19 protein-coding genes and 2 tRNA genes are annotated in these 15,821 nt (G+C 52.3%); 20 read left to right on the forward strand and 1 reads right to left on the reverse strand.

Going from position 1 to position 15,821, the window contains the following annotated elements; translation table 11 throughout:
* Positions 1 to 123 precede the first annotated feature (123 nt).
* The 15 genes from HRQ87_RS16045 (at position 124) to HRQ87_RS16115 (ending at position 12,088) form a co-directional block, all read left to right on the forward strand.
* Entirely contained in the window at positions 124 to 558 is a 435-nt protein-coding gene (locus tag HRQ87_RS16045) for a CBS domain-containing protein (RefSeq protein WP_174139458.1), read from the forward strand.
* A gap of 78 nt (positions 559 to 636) precedes the next feature.
* Positions 637 to 1,125: a pantetheine-phosphate adenylyltransferase gene (coaD, locus tag HRQ87_RS16050; RefSeq protein WP_174139459.1), complete on the forward strand. Its 489-nt coding sequence runs from the start codon at positions 637 to 639 to the stop codon at positions 1,123 to 1,125.
* Positions 1,126 to 1,599: 474 nt separating this feature from the next.
* On the forward strand, positions 1,600 to 2,835 hold the full coding sequence (locus HRQ87_RS16055) for a tyrosine-type recombinase/integrase (RefSeq protein WP_174139460.1): 1,236 nt from the start codon (positions 1,600 to 1,602) through the stop codon (positions 2,833 to 2,835).
* The gene (locus tag HRQ87_RS16060; RefSeq protein WP_174139461.1) at positions 2,828 to 3,562 is read left to right on the forward strand and encodes a hypothetical protein; all 735 of its coding nucleotides are present in this window, start codon (positions 2,828 to 2,830) and stop codon (positions 3,560 to 3,562) included. Before HRQ87_RS16055 ends, HRQ87_RS16060 begins: the two co-directional genes overlap by 8 nt.
* Before the next feature lie 63 nt (positions 3,563 to 3,625).
* On the forward strand, positions 3,626 to 3,829 hold the full coding sequence (locus HRQ87_RS16065) for a helix-turn-helix transcriptional regulator (protein WP_174139462.1): 204 nt from the start codon (positions 3,626 to 3,628) through the stop codon (positions 3,827 to 3,829).
* An 84-nt stretch (positions 3,830 to 3,913) separates the two neighbouring features.
* Complete coding sequence (locus tag HRQ87_RS16070; RefSeq protein ID WP_174139463.1) at positions 3,914 to 6,388, forward strand: hypothetical protein; 2,475 nt, start codon at positions 3,914 to 3,916, stop codon at positions 6,386 to 6,388.
* 689 nt (positions 6,389 to 7,077) lie between these two features.
* On the forward strand, positions 7,078 to 7,584 hold the full coding sequence (locus HRQ87_RS16075; protein ID WP_174139464.1) for a hypothetical protein: 507 nt from the start codon (positions 7,078 to 7,080) through the stop codon (positions 7,582 to 7,584).
* 2 nt (positions 7,585 to 7,586) lie between these two features.
* A complete protein-coding gene (locus HRQ87_RS16080; protein WP_174139465.1) occupies positions 7,587 to 7,991 on the forward strand; it encodes a hypothetical protein in 405 nt (134 codons plus the stop codon).
* 2 nt (positions 7,992 to 7,993) lie between these two features.
* Positions 7,994 to 8,260: a hypothetical protein gene (locus tag HRQ87_RS16085; protein ID WP_174139466.1), complete on the forward strand. Its 267-nt coding sequence runs from the start codon at positions 7,994 to 7,996 to the stop codon at positions 8,258 to 8,260.
* Complete coding sequence (locus HRQ87_RS16090; protein WP_174139467.1) at positions 8,244 to 8,399, forward strand: hypothetical protein; 156 nt, start codon at positions 8,244 to 8,246, stop codon at positions 8,397 to 8,399. Before HRQ87_RS16085 ends, HRQ87_RS16090 begins: the two co-directional genes overlap by 17 nt.
* Positions 8,399 to 8,677 carry a hypothetical protein gene (locus tag HRQ87_RS16095; protein WP_174139468.1) on the forward strand — a complete coding sequence of 93 codons (279 nt, stop codon included), beginning with the start codon at positions 8,399 to 8,401 and terminating at the stop codon, positions 8,675 to 8,677. Before HRQ87_RS16090 ends, HRQ87_RS16095 begins: the two co-directional genes overlap by 1 nt.
* 28 nt (positions 8,678 to 8,705) lie before the next feature.
* Positions 8,706 to 10,145 carry a terminase large subunit domain-containing protein gene (locus HRQ87_RS16100; protein WP_174139469.1) on the forward strand — a complete coding sequence of 480 codons (1,440 nt, stop codon included), beginning with the start codon at positions 8,706 to 8,708 and terminating at the stop codon, positions 10,143 to 10,145.
* A 24-nt stretch (positions 10,146 to 10,169) separates the two neighbouring features.
* Entirely contained in the window at positions 10,170 to 10,994 is an 825-nt protein-coding gene (locus HRQ87_RS16105; RefSeq protein ID WP_174139470.1) for a hypothetical protein, read from the forward strand.
* A gap of 148 nt (positions 10,995 to 11,142) precedes the next feature.
* A complete protein-coding gene (locus tag HRQ87_RS16110; protein ID WP_174139471.1) occupies positions 11,143 to 11,334 on the forward strand; it encodes a hypothetical protein in 192 nt (63 codons plus the stop codon).
* Positions 11,335 to 11,668: 334 nt separating this feature from the next.
* On the forward strand, positions 11,669 to 12,088 hold the full coding sequence (locus tag HRQ87_RS16115; RefSeq protein WP_174139472.1) for a type II toxin-antitoxin system death-on-curing family toxin: 420 nt from the start codon (positions 11,669 to 11,671) through the stop codon (positions 12,086 to 12,088).
* Positions 12,089 to 12,211: 123 nt separating this feature from the next.
* Here HRQ87_RS16115 and HRQ87_RS16120 read toward each other — a convergent pair.
* Positions 12,212 to 12,288: transfer RNA gene (locus tag HRQ87_RS16120), tRNA-Arg, on the reverse strand.
* A 267-nt stretch (positions 12,289 to 12,555) separates the two neighbouring features.
* On the opposite strand from HRQ87_RS16120, the gene HRQ87_RS16125 reads away from it, so the two are divergent.
* The 5 genes from HRQ87_RS16125 (at position 12,556) to HRQ87_RS16145 (ending at position 15,741) form a co-directional block, all read left to right on the forward strand.
* Positions 12,556 to 12,645 (forward strand) — tRNA-Ser (locus tag HRQ87_RS16125).
* A 149-nt stretch (positions 12,646 to 12,794) separates the two neighbouring features.
* Entirely contained in the window at positions 12,795 to 13,988 is a 1,194-nt protein-coding gene (locus HRQ87_RS16130; protein ID WP_174139473.1) for a tyrosine-type recombinase/integrase, read from the forward strand.
* A complete protein-coding gene (locus tag HRQ87_RS16135; RefSeq protein WP_174139474.1) occupies positions 13,981 to 15,000 on the forward strand; it encodes a hypothetical protein in 1,020 nt (339 codons plus the stop codon). The genes HRQ87_RS16130 and HRQ87_RS16135 overlap by 8 nt, the downstream gene beginning before the upstream one ends.
* Before the next feature lie 112 nt (positions 15,001 to 15,112).
* Positions 15,113 to 15,322 (forward strand): MerR family transcriptional regulator, encoded by a 210-nt coding sequence (locus HRQ87_RS16140; protein WP_174139475.1) that lies wholly within the window; start codon positions 15,113 to 15,115, stop codon positions 15,320 to 15,322.
* Positions 15,322 to 15,741, forward strand: coding sequence for a hypothetical protein (locus HRQ87_RS16145; RefSeq protein WP_174139476.1), 420 nt, complete (start codon positions 15,322 to 15,324; stop codon positions 15,739 to 15,741). Before HRQ87_RS16140 ends, HRQ87_RS16145 begins: the two co-directional genes overlap by 1 nt.
* Positions 15,742 to 15,821 lie beyond the last annotated feature (80 nt).

A 15,821-nucleotide genomic window follows, 5' to 3' on the forward strand; every position in this document is an offset into this window, starting at 1 on the left:
TCCTCCCTGATTTGTCGCGACATTATCCGGATATACGCCCATGTAAAGACGGGATGACTTGACAGATGTACAATCAGAAAGCGACCTTAGGGAAATGATGCATCACTTTTGGGAGGAATATCTATGACTGTCTATAAGATCCTGCAAAGCAAGGCCGACGAAACTGTCATAACCGTGACCCCAGATGTGACGGTCAGTGATGCCGCAGGCGTCTTGTCTGCCAAGCGGATCGGGACTGTGGTTATTTCCCGCGATGGCAAAGTGGCCGAGGGCATTTTATCAGAACGTGATATTGTCCGAGAGATCGGCAAACGCGGGCCCAGTTGTTTGTCAGAAAAGGTGACATCGATGATGACCACCAATATCGAAACCTGCAAACGCGCTGACCGCGCTGATGATATTCTGAAACGCATGACGGATGGACGCTTTCGTCACATGCCCGTTGTCGAAAACGGCGAAATGGTTGGGCTGATTACAATTGGCGATGTGGTCAAAATGCGTCTGGCCGAACTTTCCATGGAAAAAGATGCGTTGGAAGGCATGATCATGGGGCATTGACCCCAGTTTCTCTAAAACATGGGTTGCAATCCTGCGCGCAATAATGTTGCGTCCGCCCTAAGGTTTGCGGAGGAACACATGCGTATTGGCCTTTATCCGGGGACGTTCGACCCCATCACCTTGGGGCACCTTGATATCATAAGGCGCGCATCGGCCCTTGTGGACCGCCTTGTGATTGGTGTGGCGATCAATCGTGACAAAGGCCCGCTTTTTTCACTGGAAGAGCGCGTGACCATGATCGAAGCAGAATGCACCGATCTGATGGCGCAAACCAATACAGAAATCATAGTGCATCCGTTTGAAAACCTTTTGATCGATTGTGCAAATGACGTGGGCGCTGGCATTATCATACGGGGGCTGCGCGCTGTTGCTGATTTTGAATACGAATATCAGATGGTTGGCATGAACCGTAAGCTGGATGACAGTGTTGAAACCGTCTTTCTGATGGCCGAAGCCGAACACCAGGCGATTGCGTCGAAACTGGTCAAGGAAATCGCACGGCTTGGCGGGGATGTATCAAAATTCGTCACACCGCAGGTCAATCAGGCGCTGTCGAATAAGTTCTGATACAAACCCAGCGCAATCACCAGTCACTGCGTAAATAGATTCGCACTGTCCCGTTAGAGTAGTATCAACGTTAATAGTGATGTCTGTACATTTCGAACGACCGGCAAATATCCTCGATACTGATAATGGTAGAGTGGTGAAGGCTTATGAAGCGCGGGTCGGCAACAACGATCTGGCATGCAACGAAGCCCCATCTTCTTACGCGAAATTCCCGCGTAAGCACGAAACCCCAAAAGGGGCAATGGGATAAGATATTGATTTACTATAATAAATGGCGCACCCGACAGGATTCGAACCTGTGACCTCTGCCTTCGGAGTTCTGCTTACTGCATAACATACCGTGCCATCTAATGACAAAATAGTCCTTATTTTACAGAGGATATTGACGAAACCCTGCCAAATCATCACATATCAAATCACACGGAATACACACTTAAAAACACATCCGTGACACATATTAGGTGGATTTGACAGATGACAAAGAAGAAAGTGACGTGGACCGATCTTGGGCTGAAGAAGCTGGCAGCGCCCAAAGATCGACGCTTTGTAGATCACGTGGACCCTGACAACCGGGGTCTGAACCTACGGGTCAGTGAGACCGGCACCAAATCTTGGTCCGTCCTTTACCGTGTTGTGGGCGAAGGCAAGGTGTCGGCATCGGGGCGTGTGCTACGCGGAAAGCAGAAGCGGATCACCTTGGGCACCTACCCTGCTGTCACTTTGGCAGATGCACGGGACCAAGCCCGAAAGATCAAAGACGCAGCGGATGCTGGCATCGACGCCAAAGCCCCTGCTGTTCGTGCTAAGGTAGACCGGAAACCAACCTTCGTTCGGGTCGTCGTCAAATTCCTTTCCTACAAGAAATCGGAAGGTCTGCAGTCGTACACGAAAATGCGTTCGATGTTTCGGATGCATATCTGTGCAGCCCAAGGAAAGTTGCCTCAACTGGGGTCGATGGCGATGGATGACATTCGCCGCGCGGACATTCAAAACCTGCTGGACCACTATGATCAGACCGGAAGACGTGGCACCGCAAATGAAATGCAAAAGTACCTGCGTCAGGTGTGGAAATACGCCCGACAGCGGGACATCGTATCTGATAACATCATGCAAGACTTCGAACGCACCCTGAAGAAGAACCCTCGAACCCGGACCTTGTTCGCGCATGAATTGAAGGCGGTCTGGCAAGCAGTTTTGGGCAAGGCTTTCCCGTCGCCTGACCGTGAATTCGTGCAGGTGCTGATCCTTTCTGGGCTTCGCAAGAATGAATTGGCAAAGGCCTGCTGGGATGATCTGGACGAAGATCACAAAGCGCTGCGCCTTTCAGCCGACCGCACGAAGACCAGCCAACGGATGCTGCACCCGTTTTCCGACTTAGCGTGGGACATCTTGCAGACAATCCCCCGTTTTGATGGGCCGTTCATCTTCACCAAGTCTTTTGGAATGGTGCCTATGAGTGTGGACAGCAAACTGTTGATCAAACTGCGCAAAGTGTCGGGCGACATCGAACACTTCACGCTGCATGACTTTCGGCGAACGATCCGCAGCCAATTTTCGGCCCTTCAGGTCGCCCAGCATGTGGCGGAATACAGCATCGGCCACAAACCGCAGGGGATCGTGGCAGTCTATGATGTTCATGACTATCTGGCTGAACGCCGGGACGCCTTCAACAAATATGCGGATTACGTGAAGGGGTTAGTCGATGAGTGATGCAGAAGAAATCTTTGCGAAGATACCTGAACCTGAATTCTGGGCAGCCCCCCTTCTGCAAGAAATCCGAACGGGCTGGCAGCAGGAAACCGGAGCATTCAATCCTGATCCATCGCTACAAGACACTGGCGTGAACGCTGGTATAGTGCCCATGTCGGAAGACCCCGCCATTGAGTTGTCGATCAGGCAGGAAATCGCCGCTGAGCAAGCGTTTGATCCGAAAGACGCAATCGAACAGATCGAATGGCTGTTGTCGATCATACATGGTTCTGAAGGGATGCACACCTTTAGTGAGATGCTGACTAAGCCGGTTCGCCGTAAACCTGAAGACTTTGGTGAATACGCCCAATGGGTCACTCAAGACTACATCGAAGACCAGATGTCTTGGGAATTTGCCGCTGCGCAAGGCCGTGGCAGCGGGTCAAAGGATGAGGGTCGAACGTTCCTCAAACACTGGCTGCGATTCATTTATCACCACTTTGGGCAAAGACCGTTCAGGATTGGTGGGAAAGACAGGGGTAGCCTGATGCGTACCGGCGAAGGTGAGCCATCGGATGATCAGGTTCTTGAAGGCATGAACCCCGCCATGCGATTGGGCTTCTGGACCGCGAAAACCAAGTACCCCGGCCTTAGCCACCGCGACGTGACACAAGTAATTAAAGACAACTCAAAAAACACGCCCTTTTGGATCGATCCGAACGGTGGCAAGTTGTTTTCCCCCGAGTAGATAGGCCCATTCGCGCTGTGATTAACACTGGTCAGTTTCAAATTGCCCAGTGGAGAATGATCAATGGCAGAACGACTTATTTCGAAGGAACGGGTGTGCGAACGCACGTCCATCAGTCCGCGCAATTTGCGTGAACTTGTTGCCCAAGGCGCCTTCCCAAGCCCAGTAAAAATCAGCGCCCAAATGCACGCATGGGTCGATAGCGAAGTGACCGCTTGGATTGACCGTAAGATCGCTGAAGCAGGCAAAGCAACCCCAAAAAATTAATCCCTTGGACCGTAATCCGCAAAACGACCCAAGGCATATGAAGTGGTTGATTTGACAGGTCCTTTCTACGCGAAAGGCGAACAAATGACAAGAAAAAATGCAGGAAAAGCACAGCGAAAACAACGCACTCCGATTGATTTCATGAAGTTGATGCACCCGGAAGGCCCTTGGTGCCTGACCGCGATCAGCTTGGACAAAAAGACCACGACCTGGACCTTCTGGGCTGGTGATGAAGAAGACATGAAGGAATGGATCGCCGCGCGTGATAGGGTCGAAAATCTCTACTTCCACACGAACCCTGTCATGGGCCGGTTGAAGAAGAAGGCCAGCCGCGAACACATCCAAGCCGTCACCCACCTTCACGTGGACGTTGACCCGGAACCCGGCCAGTCAATCGAAGAAGAACAGGATCGCATCCTTGCACTGTTCACCACTAATCTGCCCAAGGGTATCCCAGAACCCACGATGCTGGTCTTCAGCGGCGGCGGGTATCAGGCATTCTGGAAGCTGGAAGAACCCATCGGTATTGAAGGCGACCTTGGGCTGGCTGAAGACGCCAAGCTATACAATGTCCAGATCGAAAACGTCTTTGATGCCGACAACTGCCACAACATCGACCGGCTGATGAGACTTGCCGGGACGATGAACCTACCTGATGAAAAGAAGATCGCAAAGGGCCGGGTCAAAACCCAGTCAGCGGTGATGTTCCATAACCCCAAGAATGTCTATCCGATCACCCAGTTCAAGAAAGCCCCGCCTGTCCAGAATGATGGGCTAGGGTCTGGTTGTGATCACAACGATGTGGAAATCAGTGATAACGTCGAAAAGATCACCGATCTGCAATTCCTGCGCGAAGAACCCTACAACGTGCCAGACACAGTGATCGTGGCCATCAACCATGGTGGGGATGAAAACAGCACGCGGGAAGGCGACAAGAGCCGATCCGGGTGGGTTCATTACGTCTGTGGTGCATTGGGCCGTGCCGGGGTGCCCGACGATATCACCTTCAGCATCTTGACCGACAAGGGTTGGGGGATCAGCGCAAGTGTTCTGGAAAGCAAAGACCCTGCAAAATACGCCAAGCGTCAGATCGCACGGGTCCGGGCGAAGAATGATCCCATGTTCAGGATTGCACAGGAAATCAAATTCGGCATCACACAGGTCATGAAAGGCGATATCGGTAATATCGCCGTCGATACTGACGTGATCCAGAACATGATCGACGGCGCTTTCTGGTCAGGCACAAAGTCGAAAATCTTCTTTCTCAACAAGGAAGAAAACCTTGTTCAGTTCAAAGACGGCGAAGCATGGAAATTCCTTGCCCGCCGGTTCGGGCAAGCCGTCAACCTGTCTGAGTTGGAAGTTATGATCAACGCAGGTGATGGACCAAAGGCTGAGAAGCTGAAGGCCCTGCGTTACGCGGCCAGCAACCCAATCATCGATCACATCAAGGCTGAAAACCAACGGGATGAAATCGAATGGTCTGTGGACATGTTCGCCACCAAGCCCACTGTGAAGCTGATGGAAGATAAGGTCAGGATCACCTTGACACACAAGACCCTGCCCGTGGTGGGCGACATCGCACCGGAATGCTTGGCAGACTACAAGGAACACTTCCCGCTGATTGATGATGTGCTGGAATTCATCGTGGCCAGCCGGTTCGCCCAAGATCGCAAGAAATCCTATCTCTGGATGCACTGCGACAGCGACTGGGGAAAAGGCTTCCTTTTGGGCATCCTGCGCGAACTGGGCCTTGTGGTCGAAATGAGCGTGAAGGAAATTGAAGCCATCTTCGAAGGCAAGCCCGCCGGTCGCCGACCGGAAGACTTCAAACGCGCCTTCGTTCTGGCCGTCGATGAATTCCAGACAGTGAAAGCTGAAATCAAACAGCTTCAGTCGGAAATGCAGCTGGCACCAAAGAACATGCTGACCAGCCGCGTGGAAATATTCACAAAGCTGTTCCTGTCGGCTGAAAGCGTCCCATCGCTTGAAGGCGAAAACGGCGTCGAAGACCAGTTCGCAAACCGGATGTCGAAGATCACTGGACAAGGGTCGATTGACACACGGCCCTTGTATCAGGAAAGCCAGCAAAGGTACTTCAGATCAATCAAGGCATATGTCGCTGAAACCATGAACCGACTGATCGAAGAACATCGTAGTCTGGGCCATGAAGGGTCACAAGATCGGGCAAACAGCTACCTGAAAGCATTCATCGACAAGCACGGACTGGGGGTCCACTTTGATCGTCTGTCGGACAGGTATGGTGATATCGGAGAACAGTTCCGACAGTGGATTTTCAACGAAGGTGCGAATTGCAGCAAAGTTCATATCGTGGAAGATGGCAAGCGCACCTTTCTAAAAAGTCCAGCAGGCGCATTTGGGCAGTTCCTGAAAGATCATATCGACTTCAGCGAACAGCGCACGATTTCCAAGAGAAAGGACGACATCCTGAAGGCGATGTCAGTCGATGGGAAGGGTTTCCACACTTATCGTGTATCCGACGGTCCATCGGATAAAATCAAAGCGGTGTGGATCGCTGGGGATGATATCCCGTTCTAATGCCCCGTTTGGGCGTATGTGGGTGATGGTCGATGGCCCCGGATTGATGTGTCAGTCTGGGGTTTTTCTTTGGGCGATTTGCCCAAATGAAGCTGTCACCAAAGCGTCACCTGCGTGTCACCAATTTTGTCACCGCGATTTTCATTTAATCTCAAATACTTAGCCATGTCACCAATGTCACCGCGATTTTGCCTATATACATACTATTTCCCAGAACACTGTGGCGTACCCATATTCCCTGTTTTCTCACTTTTTTCTCAGATTATAGGGGAAGTCTGGTGACATGGTGACATTGTTGAAAACAAAGGATTTTCTTCTGGTGACAAGTTGGTGACAGACGGTGACAGGTCCTGAATTCTGGTGACAAACAGGTTCATCTGCTGCTTCTGGGCAAGTGGTCCGACCCTCTCTGACGGATACTCAATATGTCAATATTACTGAACTATATGCCATTTTGAGGTGCGCAGAACCCATCAGGCAGCGCACCAAAATATATTACCGTTTAATATCATTTACTTAATAAAATCCGCTTCCAAAATTCCACCGATTATGTGTCGCAAATGTTTTTCTGCGATAAAACCGCCCTGATTTGGGCTTCCCACAGCTGGTTTTCCCCCGAGTAGATAGGTCGATTGGCGCTGTGCCATAAGCCTTCAACTCAACGAAACAGAAAGTGGAATGATCGTCCCGTGACCACCAACCTGCCATCAACAACCCTTGCCTATCGCGACACGACCACTGGTTCGCCGTGGATCGTTACGCGCGAAGGTCTACAGGTCATCGCCGAGCGGACCCGGAACGGTGTTTCCATGGCCCAGATTGCGATGGAACTGGGCATGTCGCCCCGGACCCTTGATCGCCTGATCGGGACCGATGAAGACGTTCAGGATGCCATCGCTATGGGCAAAGGTGGCTTGGAAACAGAGATTGTTGGTTTGATCCTAAAAGGTGCTCGTGATGGCGATGCCAGCCAGCAGCGGTTCCTTGCTCGTAATGTCTTGGGTTTCAGAGACACAGGCCGGGAAAGCCGGACACCGGCTGGTCCTCAGCCATCGCCTGTCACGATCAACATCCCCGGCACGATGACCGACGAACAGCTGGAAGTCCTCACCGCGAAGTATCGCGACGTGACGCCTGCGGACACTGACGACAAGGCCGTCACTCCGCCGTCCATCACTTCAATCGAAAGGAACTGACTATGACAAGCCGCGATGTGAGACCATTGGGCATGAACGCGAAGGCCCATATCTGGAACCAGATCGACAATCTGGATACCAGATGGGTAATCGAAGCCTTATCGAAGGCTGCTGACACTACAGAGAAGAAGCAGACCGTAAAGCTGCTGAAGGACTGTGATCTATTTCAGACGATCCGCCTGCAGGCTGCTGAAGCCAAGCTGGAACATATGCGTGTTCTTGCTCGCTACGACATCCAGCATCAGCAAGCTGATATCGCCCTTCGCAAGGCTGAGAGCAACGAAGCTGTCGCCAACGCAAAGAAGCGCCTTGGCCGTGCAATCTCGAACAGTGAAGTTCTTCCACAGGACTGGCCGAACGGCAAAGGGCCATCGGCACCCACAAAGCCCCCACATTTGGAGCAATGACAATGACCGCTGCAAGCACAACCGATCCCCGCCCCATCGACACCACTGATCCATCCCACCCTTGGGAAATGGATTTCACTGAAGCCAAGCAGATGATGACCATCATCCTGCGCGATAACGTGGACACATCGGAAGAAGTCGAACTGTACGCCCAGATGGGCGCATTCCTACAGTCCCCGCTGTTTGATCAACTGATCGAATGCCAGCGGCTGGCCTTCTGCTGTCGCCAGCAAGGTCAGGAGGTATCCACCAATGACAAAGGCAACTGAGAAGAATCCCCGCGACATGCGAAAGGAATTGCACAGCGCCGAACTCAGTTTCGACCGCGCCGTGGAAGCGGCCACATCCGACGCTGAACTCGCCCTGATCCGTGATCGCCTGAAGCAATTTTTGAAGGAGATTTCCTGATGACAGACTTCCCACGGCAGATCGACGCTGAAGGCCAAGAGTACCTTTTTCGCGAAGGTGACCTTGGACGCCTCGAACCACGCGCTGCACCCGGCTACCGCGATGCCCGCACCGGCGAACAGCTGATTGGGCTGTATCGCACCGGCAACGCGCTGTTCACCGGCGGCATGAACGCTGATGGCTCACCTACCTTGGCCAAGGGTGTGAAGTCCCTGTCACCTGACGCGATCCCTGCCGAAATTCCGTGGCCAAAATCAGTCGGCCCCGATCCCCGATAACCTGAAAGCCCATCCCATGATGAACACCGTGACCAAACCATCAGATGCACCAGCTGCCGTCGCACAGGCGATGGAACACAACGTCAAGACGTTGCTGGCCGATCAGTATTGCCAGAAGCTGGATGTCGTGCATCATGGCGGCTCACGGGGAAGCGGGAAAACGACAGGGATGCTTCTGACCATCGTTCGGGTGATCACCCAGCAAGGTCACAGGTCCCGTGTGTTCTTGGGCCGCGAAAGCCACGCCGGGTGCATCCAGATCGGGAATGAATTGTTCCTGATGCTGTGTATGGCCTTTGGGAAGCAGAACGTCACGCGAAACCAAAACGCGGGCACGATCAGCATCCAGTTTCCTGATGGGATCGCCAGTGTCGAAATCCGACCCTTCAGCGACACGAAACAGTATGCCTCTATTCAGGGGAAGACCTACACCGCTGCTTTCTTTGATGAGGCCGGAAACTATTCCAAAGCCGGGTGGGACATGATGTGGACAATCCAGTCCAATATGCGTGGGCCTGAAGGCTGGCATCTGCCGGTTCTGATCCTCAGCAACCCGTTCGGTTCCAGCCACGGGCGCATTGTCCAGACATTCCTAAAACACGGCATCCTGAAGCCATGGTCCGACGAAAGTGGGCTACGCTACATCAATGTGCATTCGACCCTCAGAGATAACGACCACATCGACCAGACGGCCTATATTGCCCGCCTGAAGCGGGCATGTAAGGGCAACCCGGACAAAGAAGCGGCGTGGATCAAGGGTGAATACAACCTGAACCTGTCCAGTTTCTTTGGTGGACAGTATGACCCCAACATCCATCTGTTGCCGGAAAGCCTGACCGTGCAGGAACTGCTGCGATATGGCCCGGTTCTGCGCGGTGGTGGTGACTGGGGGACACGATCCGCCTGTTGCTTCCATCTGGGCCTGAAACTGAACCGTGACATCATTCTTGAAGAAGGTGGTCGCACGTACCGTGCCGGTTCTCTGTTCATTATGGCCGAAACCCATACGCTGGCCGATCCAGAGAACGATCTGTCATTGGGCACCGGGATTGCGCCGGAAGGTTGGGCCGAACTGATCAAAGACCTTTGCCTGAACCAGTGCGGTCTTCGCGCCGTGCCGCCGACCCGTCATGACACAGCCCGTGGGCTGAATAACGATCTGGTCCATCAACTTCTGAGCCAGTCGGGTGTCCCATGCTATCCGCCGACCAAGAACCGTGCGCAAGGCTGGGCCTTGATCACGCAGATGCTGGACGCGGCTAAACATGACACCGGCCCCGGCCTGTATATCCATCCCCGCTGCACATATTTGCTGGCGACATTACCTGATGCACCAGCCAATCCACACAATCCAGACGACATCGACCCCAAGTTTGCGGACGATCACGCTTTGGACAGTGCTTCCTATCTCGTGACCTTCGCTGGAACGAAGCAGGGCAGCATGGGCAAAATCAAATCACCATACTAACCACAACCCATGAAAGGAAATCCCATGGCTGAACAACCAAAGATCAACACGAAGCTAGGTCCGAAAGCCTACCGCCCCCCCAATCCTGAACGCTATCCTGCGGGCGCTGAAGCACGTCACCTTGTCACCTATGCTGACACGTTGGGCAGTGCTGGTGATTTAGGCACAGCGATCAGTGATATTTCGATCCGTGCCTTGGAACGGGCCGAACAGACCCACAAGGCCGTTGCTGAGGCCATGACGGCTGTGAATGTCGAACAGGCTGCAATGGAAAAGGCGGGCCACCCCGCTGCCCGTCTGGTGCAGACACCTGATGGTATCCGATCTGTGGGCACCAAGTTCGGGGAACTGGCCGACAGCGCTGATCCACTGCTGGCGAAAGAACAGGAACGGCTGGATGCAGACATCCGCAAGGTTGCCCAGTATCAAGATGGTATCCTGAAGAGAATTGACGCTGCCATCACCTGTCCAACCACCCAGAGTGACGCGCCGCTCCGGTCTGACATCCGCAACCACCTGAAGTCTCTGAAACCGACTGATGCACGGTATCAGGCGATCAAAGCGGCCACGGACGGCGACATGGCCACGGTTAGTGTGATCCTGAATAGCCCACCGCACCTGATGGGTCTGAAGGCGAAGGATGTGGACGCTGTGCGGCTGGAAGCCCGGAAACGGACCAACCCTACACTTTGGGCTGCATATGAGAAATCAGACGTGGTTCTGAAGCACATGACAACCGGGTCCAAGGCCATCGGGAAGAAGAAGGATGCGATCAACGGCTATCGGCTGGCCGATCAGCAGGCTTCCAACGATGCCTTGTCCAAGCTGCACGGTCTAGCCCGCGCATAACAGCATCGCAGCGGGGTTTCGGGGATGTTCCCCTGCTGCCGATCCGCCGGTCCAAGCCCATGTGTGGCCGGTGTGAAGGTCCAGATGATGGTTGGTTTTTTGGGTCCCCGCCGTCGTCTGGACCATTCTTCAACGAAAGGACTGATCAATGCCTCTCGACAATACCAAGTCCAATGCTGGCGGTGGTAAGCGTGTGGTTGCACCTAGCCGCCCTGACATTGCTACGCTGATCGAAAACGATCCCGGCGGTTCGAGCAAGGAAGATATCTATCGCCAGTGTCTTTTGCAGGATGTTGAACAATGTAACTGGCGGATGCGTCGTGCTATGAAGGGAAACTGAAACCTTGCGGTATCAAAACATCTGTAAAAAAGTCGTGTGTGGCCACAAACTTGCCATTCATGGTCTCTAAACCTATTGTATGTAGACGAAACGAAACAAAACGATTCACGAGGCGAGAAATGTCCTTCGTAACGCTCAGTTGCCCAATCTGTGGTCGGTTCCACGGCTCATGTGTGCATGACGCCGCAGATAGTAGGCATTTGTCATCTTTGATCGCGGCCAATACCAACTTCAAAAGTGAGGCAATGCCTACCGAACGTAAGCGCATGTCTGCTCGCGAAGCTATGGAACGCACCAAAGTTCGCTATAAAGAGACACTCGATTATCTGACTTGATGCTCAGGTTCGAGCCTCTAGACGAACTAGAAGATACCAGCTTTCTAACACTGGAAGATGTTGATTTATTTCATGAAAGTGTTCTGAAGCCAGAACAGCTTCGTGGTTTCAAGCGTAAAGATGATCTTCTGGGTGCGATTGGTAGACCTCAAAACGCACTAGCATATGAACCCAGCTGCGACCTTGTTAGGGTCGCAGCCTACTACTGGCATGGCATCTCAACCAGCCACGGCTACATCGATGGAAACAAGCGAACCGGATTTGTTTGTGCCGTCAACTTCTTACTTATGAACGGAGTTAATTTCGAAGCCCCTGACTACCCTCTTGGGCCGTTGATCGAAAAGCTATTCGAAGAAGACCGATTCGAGTTGGAAATTCTTGAAGACATCCTCCGGCGTCATTGCCACTGGGCGACATGACAGCACTCGTGGCCTAGAATCCCCTTTCGAAAAAATCTTCGGTGTTGCATCTAAATAACACATCAAGTGACACATCGGGGCAAGCTTCGCGGCCAATTAAACCGTCTAAGTCATTGATTTAATTGGCGCACCCGACAGGATTCGAACCTGTGACCTCTGCCTTCGGAGGGCAGCGCTCTATCCAGCTGAGCTACGGGTGCCTTTGGGAGTCCATTTTCCAGACAAATATATCTCCTTACAGCCAGAAATCTGCATTCTGTGCAAGTCCTTGTTTCCAGATATTTTCTTTTTTACCCTCATATTGGTTGTTAACCTTAAGACATTTCGTATTTTTTGTTGTTAAATCTGAGTCTTGAAGATGGGGTGCCGCTAGTTTCGTAAATTCAACGTTCTTCAGGACTTAAGCCCAATTTTTGCTTTGATAGCTATTGCCTAAGGCGAAGGACTAAGGCTAAGAGATGCAGAACGGAGCGGTGGCCGAGTGGTCGAAGGCGCACGCCTGGAAAGTGTGTAGGCGGGAAACCGTCTCCAGGGTTCGAATCCCTGTCGCTCCGCCACCATACATATATTGTGGATTTCACTGGATCGCTTGATGCGGCCTTTTCTTATTATTTTATTGGCCTACGGGCACTTTCTTGATTGCCTTGAGTTTTCTTCGGTTGTGTCTATATTCGTTCCTTGAGTGGTATGGAACGTGGTATTTTGTATGGCCCTGACTGGGAAGCTAACAAAGAAGCTGGTCGAGAACCTTGGTGCTGGGCGGCATGGTGACGGCAGCGGATTGTATCTGGTGGTTGATCCGTCCGGTGCGCGACGTTGGATCGTGCGGGTTGTGGTCAAAGGTGCCAAGAACAAGAAGGGCGCACCGTTGAGGACTGACTTTGGGTTAGGTGGGGCGGATGTTGTCACGATTAACCAGGCTCGTGAACGGGCGTTGGAATATCGCCGGATGGCAAAACAAGGATTGAACCCGCGTTTCAATGCCCAGCGCGCAATCCCGACGTTCGAAGAATTTGCTCAGCAAGTTCATATAGAGCGGATGCCGACGTGGAAAAATGCAAAACACGGTCAGCAATGGATCAACACGCTGCGCGACTATGCCTTCCCCAAGATCGGGCGCATGCCGATTGACAGCATTGGCCAACCAGAGGTGCTGATGTGCCTGTCGCCTATTTGGACCGAAAAGCACGAAACGGCGCGACGGTTGTCGCAACGGATCAAAGCGGTGCTGGATGTGGCCAAGTCCAAAGGCTTTCGCGAAGGTGAAAACCCGGTGACCGCAATCAAGGATGCAGACGTCCTGCCCAAAGTGAAGGCCAAGCCCAAGCATCACAAGGCGATGCGCTGGCAGGACGTACCAGCCTTCTATGCCGACCTAATCACGCGTAACGCAATGGCGGCGAATGCGCTGCGGTTCACTTGCCTGACTGGATCGAGGACGAGCGAAGTCTTGGGCATGCAATGGGAAGAACTGGATTTTGATGCACTGGTGTGGACTTGCCCAGCCGAACGGATGAAAACGGGTGAAGAACATCGCGTCCCTTTGACGGATGAAATGCTGGCGATTATCGAACCGTTGCAGGCTATGAAATCTGAATACGTGTTTGAGGGTCAAAAACGGCATAAGCCGTTGTCAAATATGGCGATGCTGATGTTGTTGCGCCGTATGGATGTTGAAGGCGCGACGGTTCACGGCTTCCGGTCCACGTTCCGCGATTGGGCGTCCGAAGTAGCCAGCGCCCCGCGCGAGGTGGCAGAAATGAGCTTGGCGCATAAAGTCGGGTCTGACGTAGAACGCGCATATGCGCGTTCAGATTTGCTGGAAAAACGGCGGACGTTGATGCAGCGTTGGTCGCAGTTTGTATCAGGTGGTGAAGCGAAGGTAATCAATATTGGCTGAAGATAAGTTGACATTTCTTACGGAAGTAGAGCTTCCACCTTATTGTTTTTTGTCTGAGGCCGTTGAATGGGTTGCCTTTGAACGCGTTCCACAAATGCAGCATCATTCGGATGGATCAACTGATGAAGTCGTCGATTATCGCTTCTACTGGCGTGAAATGCCTGACAACTTTCAACCGAGTTTGGAATATCCTTGGTTTGACACGTTGGAGTTTGAAAGCCTAGGCGTGCCTGTCGAAGAGGAGTATTTCGGGGCAGCCGAAAAGTGCGCTTTTGAGGATGTCGGTGGCTTACCAAAACGAATTGCAGAGTATGAAATGAAGGAACCGTCGCTCATCGAGGGCGATGATGGGAAGATCTTTGATCTTTGGCAAAAGGTGGCGAGTGATTATCGAGTGAAGCTGAAAGAGCTTGGACCTCTCAAAGAGTTTGTCGACTCAGTTGAGGCTGGATTCAAGCCACATCGGGATATTGCATGTGCCAAACTTTTTCAGCTTCTCGTAAAAGGGGAGATTCAAAGCCAAGCGATAGACTATGACCGTTGGGACAAGCTGGTTGATGACGGCGAATACGAAGCGGCAGCCAAATTTGAGGACATTCCTCCGGATGCTTATTCGTTGAATTTTGATTGGATGGGGAATGAGGTATCTATCGCCGGACGAAAATATGTCGCTTTGCGGGTAAAGACTGCGGATTTATTGAGACACCGCAGTTTCCTTTTGCAAACTGGAAAGTCGATCACCGTCGAGCGATTTGGTGCATATTACGTCTCCGGCAATGCAGGTAGGTCTAGTCTTCAAGCAAGGCGGGGGCGGCGCACAGTCGTCGAGTGGCCCTTAATGAAATCCCACCTGAGACAATTAGCGCAAAGCAACAAGCTGCCGGAAGGCAAGGAAAACTGCATCTATGCTTTGATTGCGTTTGCAGAAAAAGAATTGGGTAAATCTCCAAGTAGAACGTCCGTTCAGCGGAACATGGCAGAAGACCTCAATGCCATCTACGCCCAAAACTAGAACGGGCAATTTAGGCATTTGACGGGCGGGCTTTAATGGCGCGTTGATGCCTTAACGAATGAAAACCAAACCGTCAGTTTGATCCTTAGGCAAAACGAGCAAGGATCAAAAAATGGCAAATCTATTCGAGCAAAACCGAAACTACGTTCTGGGTGACCCAGAGCTTGACCTCATTGGCGACCGCGACAAGCTGGCTCAGTGGCGTCACAAAAAAATGGGGCCGGCTTATTATCGCTTGGGCCGCAAAGTGATCTATCGCGGTTCAGATCTCAATGCGTGGGCTCAGGCAAACAGGGTCGATCCGAGCGAAGAGAGCGTTTAGTGGCCCGGCGTTTTAAGACGCGGGGAATCAAGGGCAACAAAGCCTATTTGGTGGACGAATTGGCGGATGCAGTAGGGGTTTCACACCCCACGGTTCGCAATTGGTTGAAGGCAGGAATGCAGCGAGTTGATGGCAACCGCCCCATAATGATCATGGGCTTTCAAGCGCTTGAATTTCTCAATACTCGCAAGATGAATGCAAAACGCCCGATGGTTTTGGGCGAGCTGTATTGCCTGCGCTGTAAGGCCCCCAGAAAGCCATTGGGCGCGATGGCAGACTATGTCGTGACAAGTGCCAAGGGTGGGCGTCTAAAGGCATTCTGTAGTATTTGTGAGGGCCTATGTAACCGCAATACCAGTGCTAACGATCTGCCTGAAATATGTAAGGTGCTTGATGTGGTTATCAAGGACAATCGGTGACCCTTAAAGGAACCCCTCAACCCCCCTTTAAATTAGCACTTCAGAAAGGATGCGGAGTCATGCGCAAATACAATGCGGAA

Origin of the sequence: Parasulfitobacter algicola (assembly GCF_013315265.1) — a bacterium.
Classification (GTDB): Bacteria; Pseudomonadota; Alphaproteobacteria; order Rhodobacterales; family Rhodobacteraceae; genus Parasulfitobacter; species Parasulfitobacter algicola.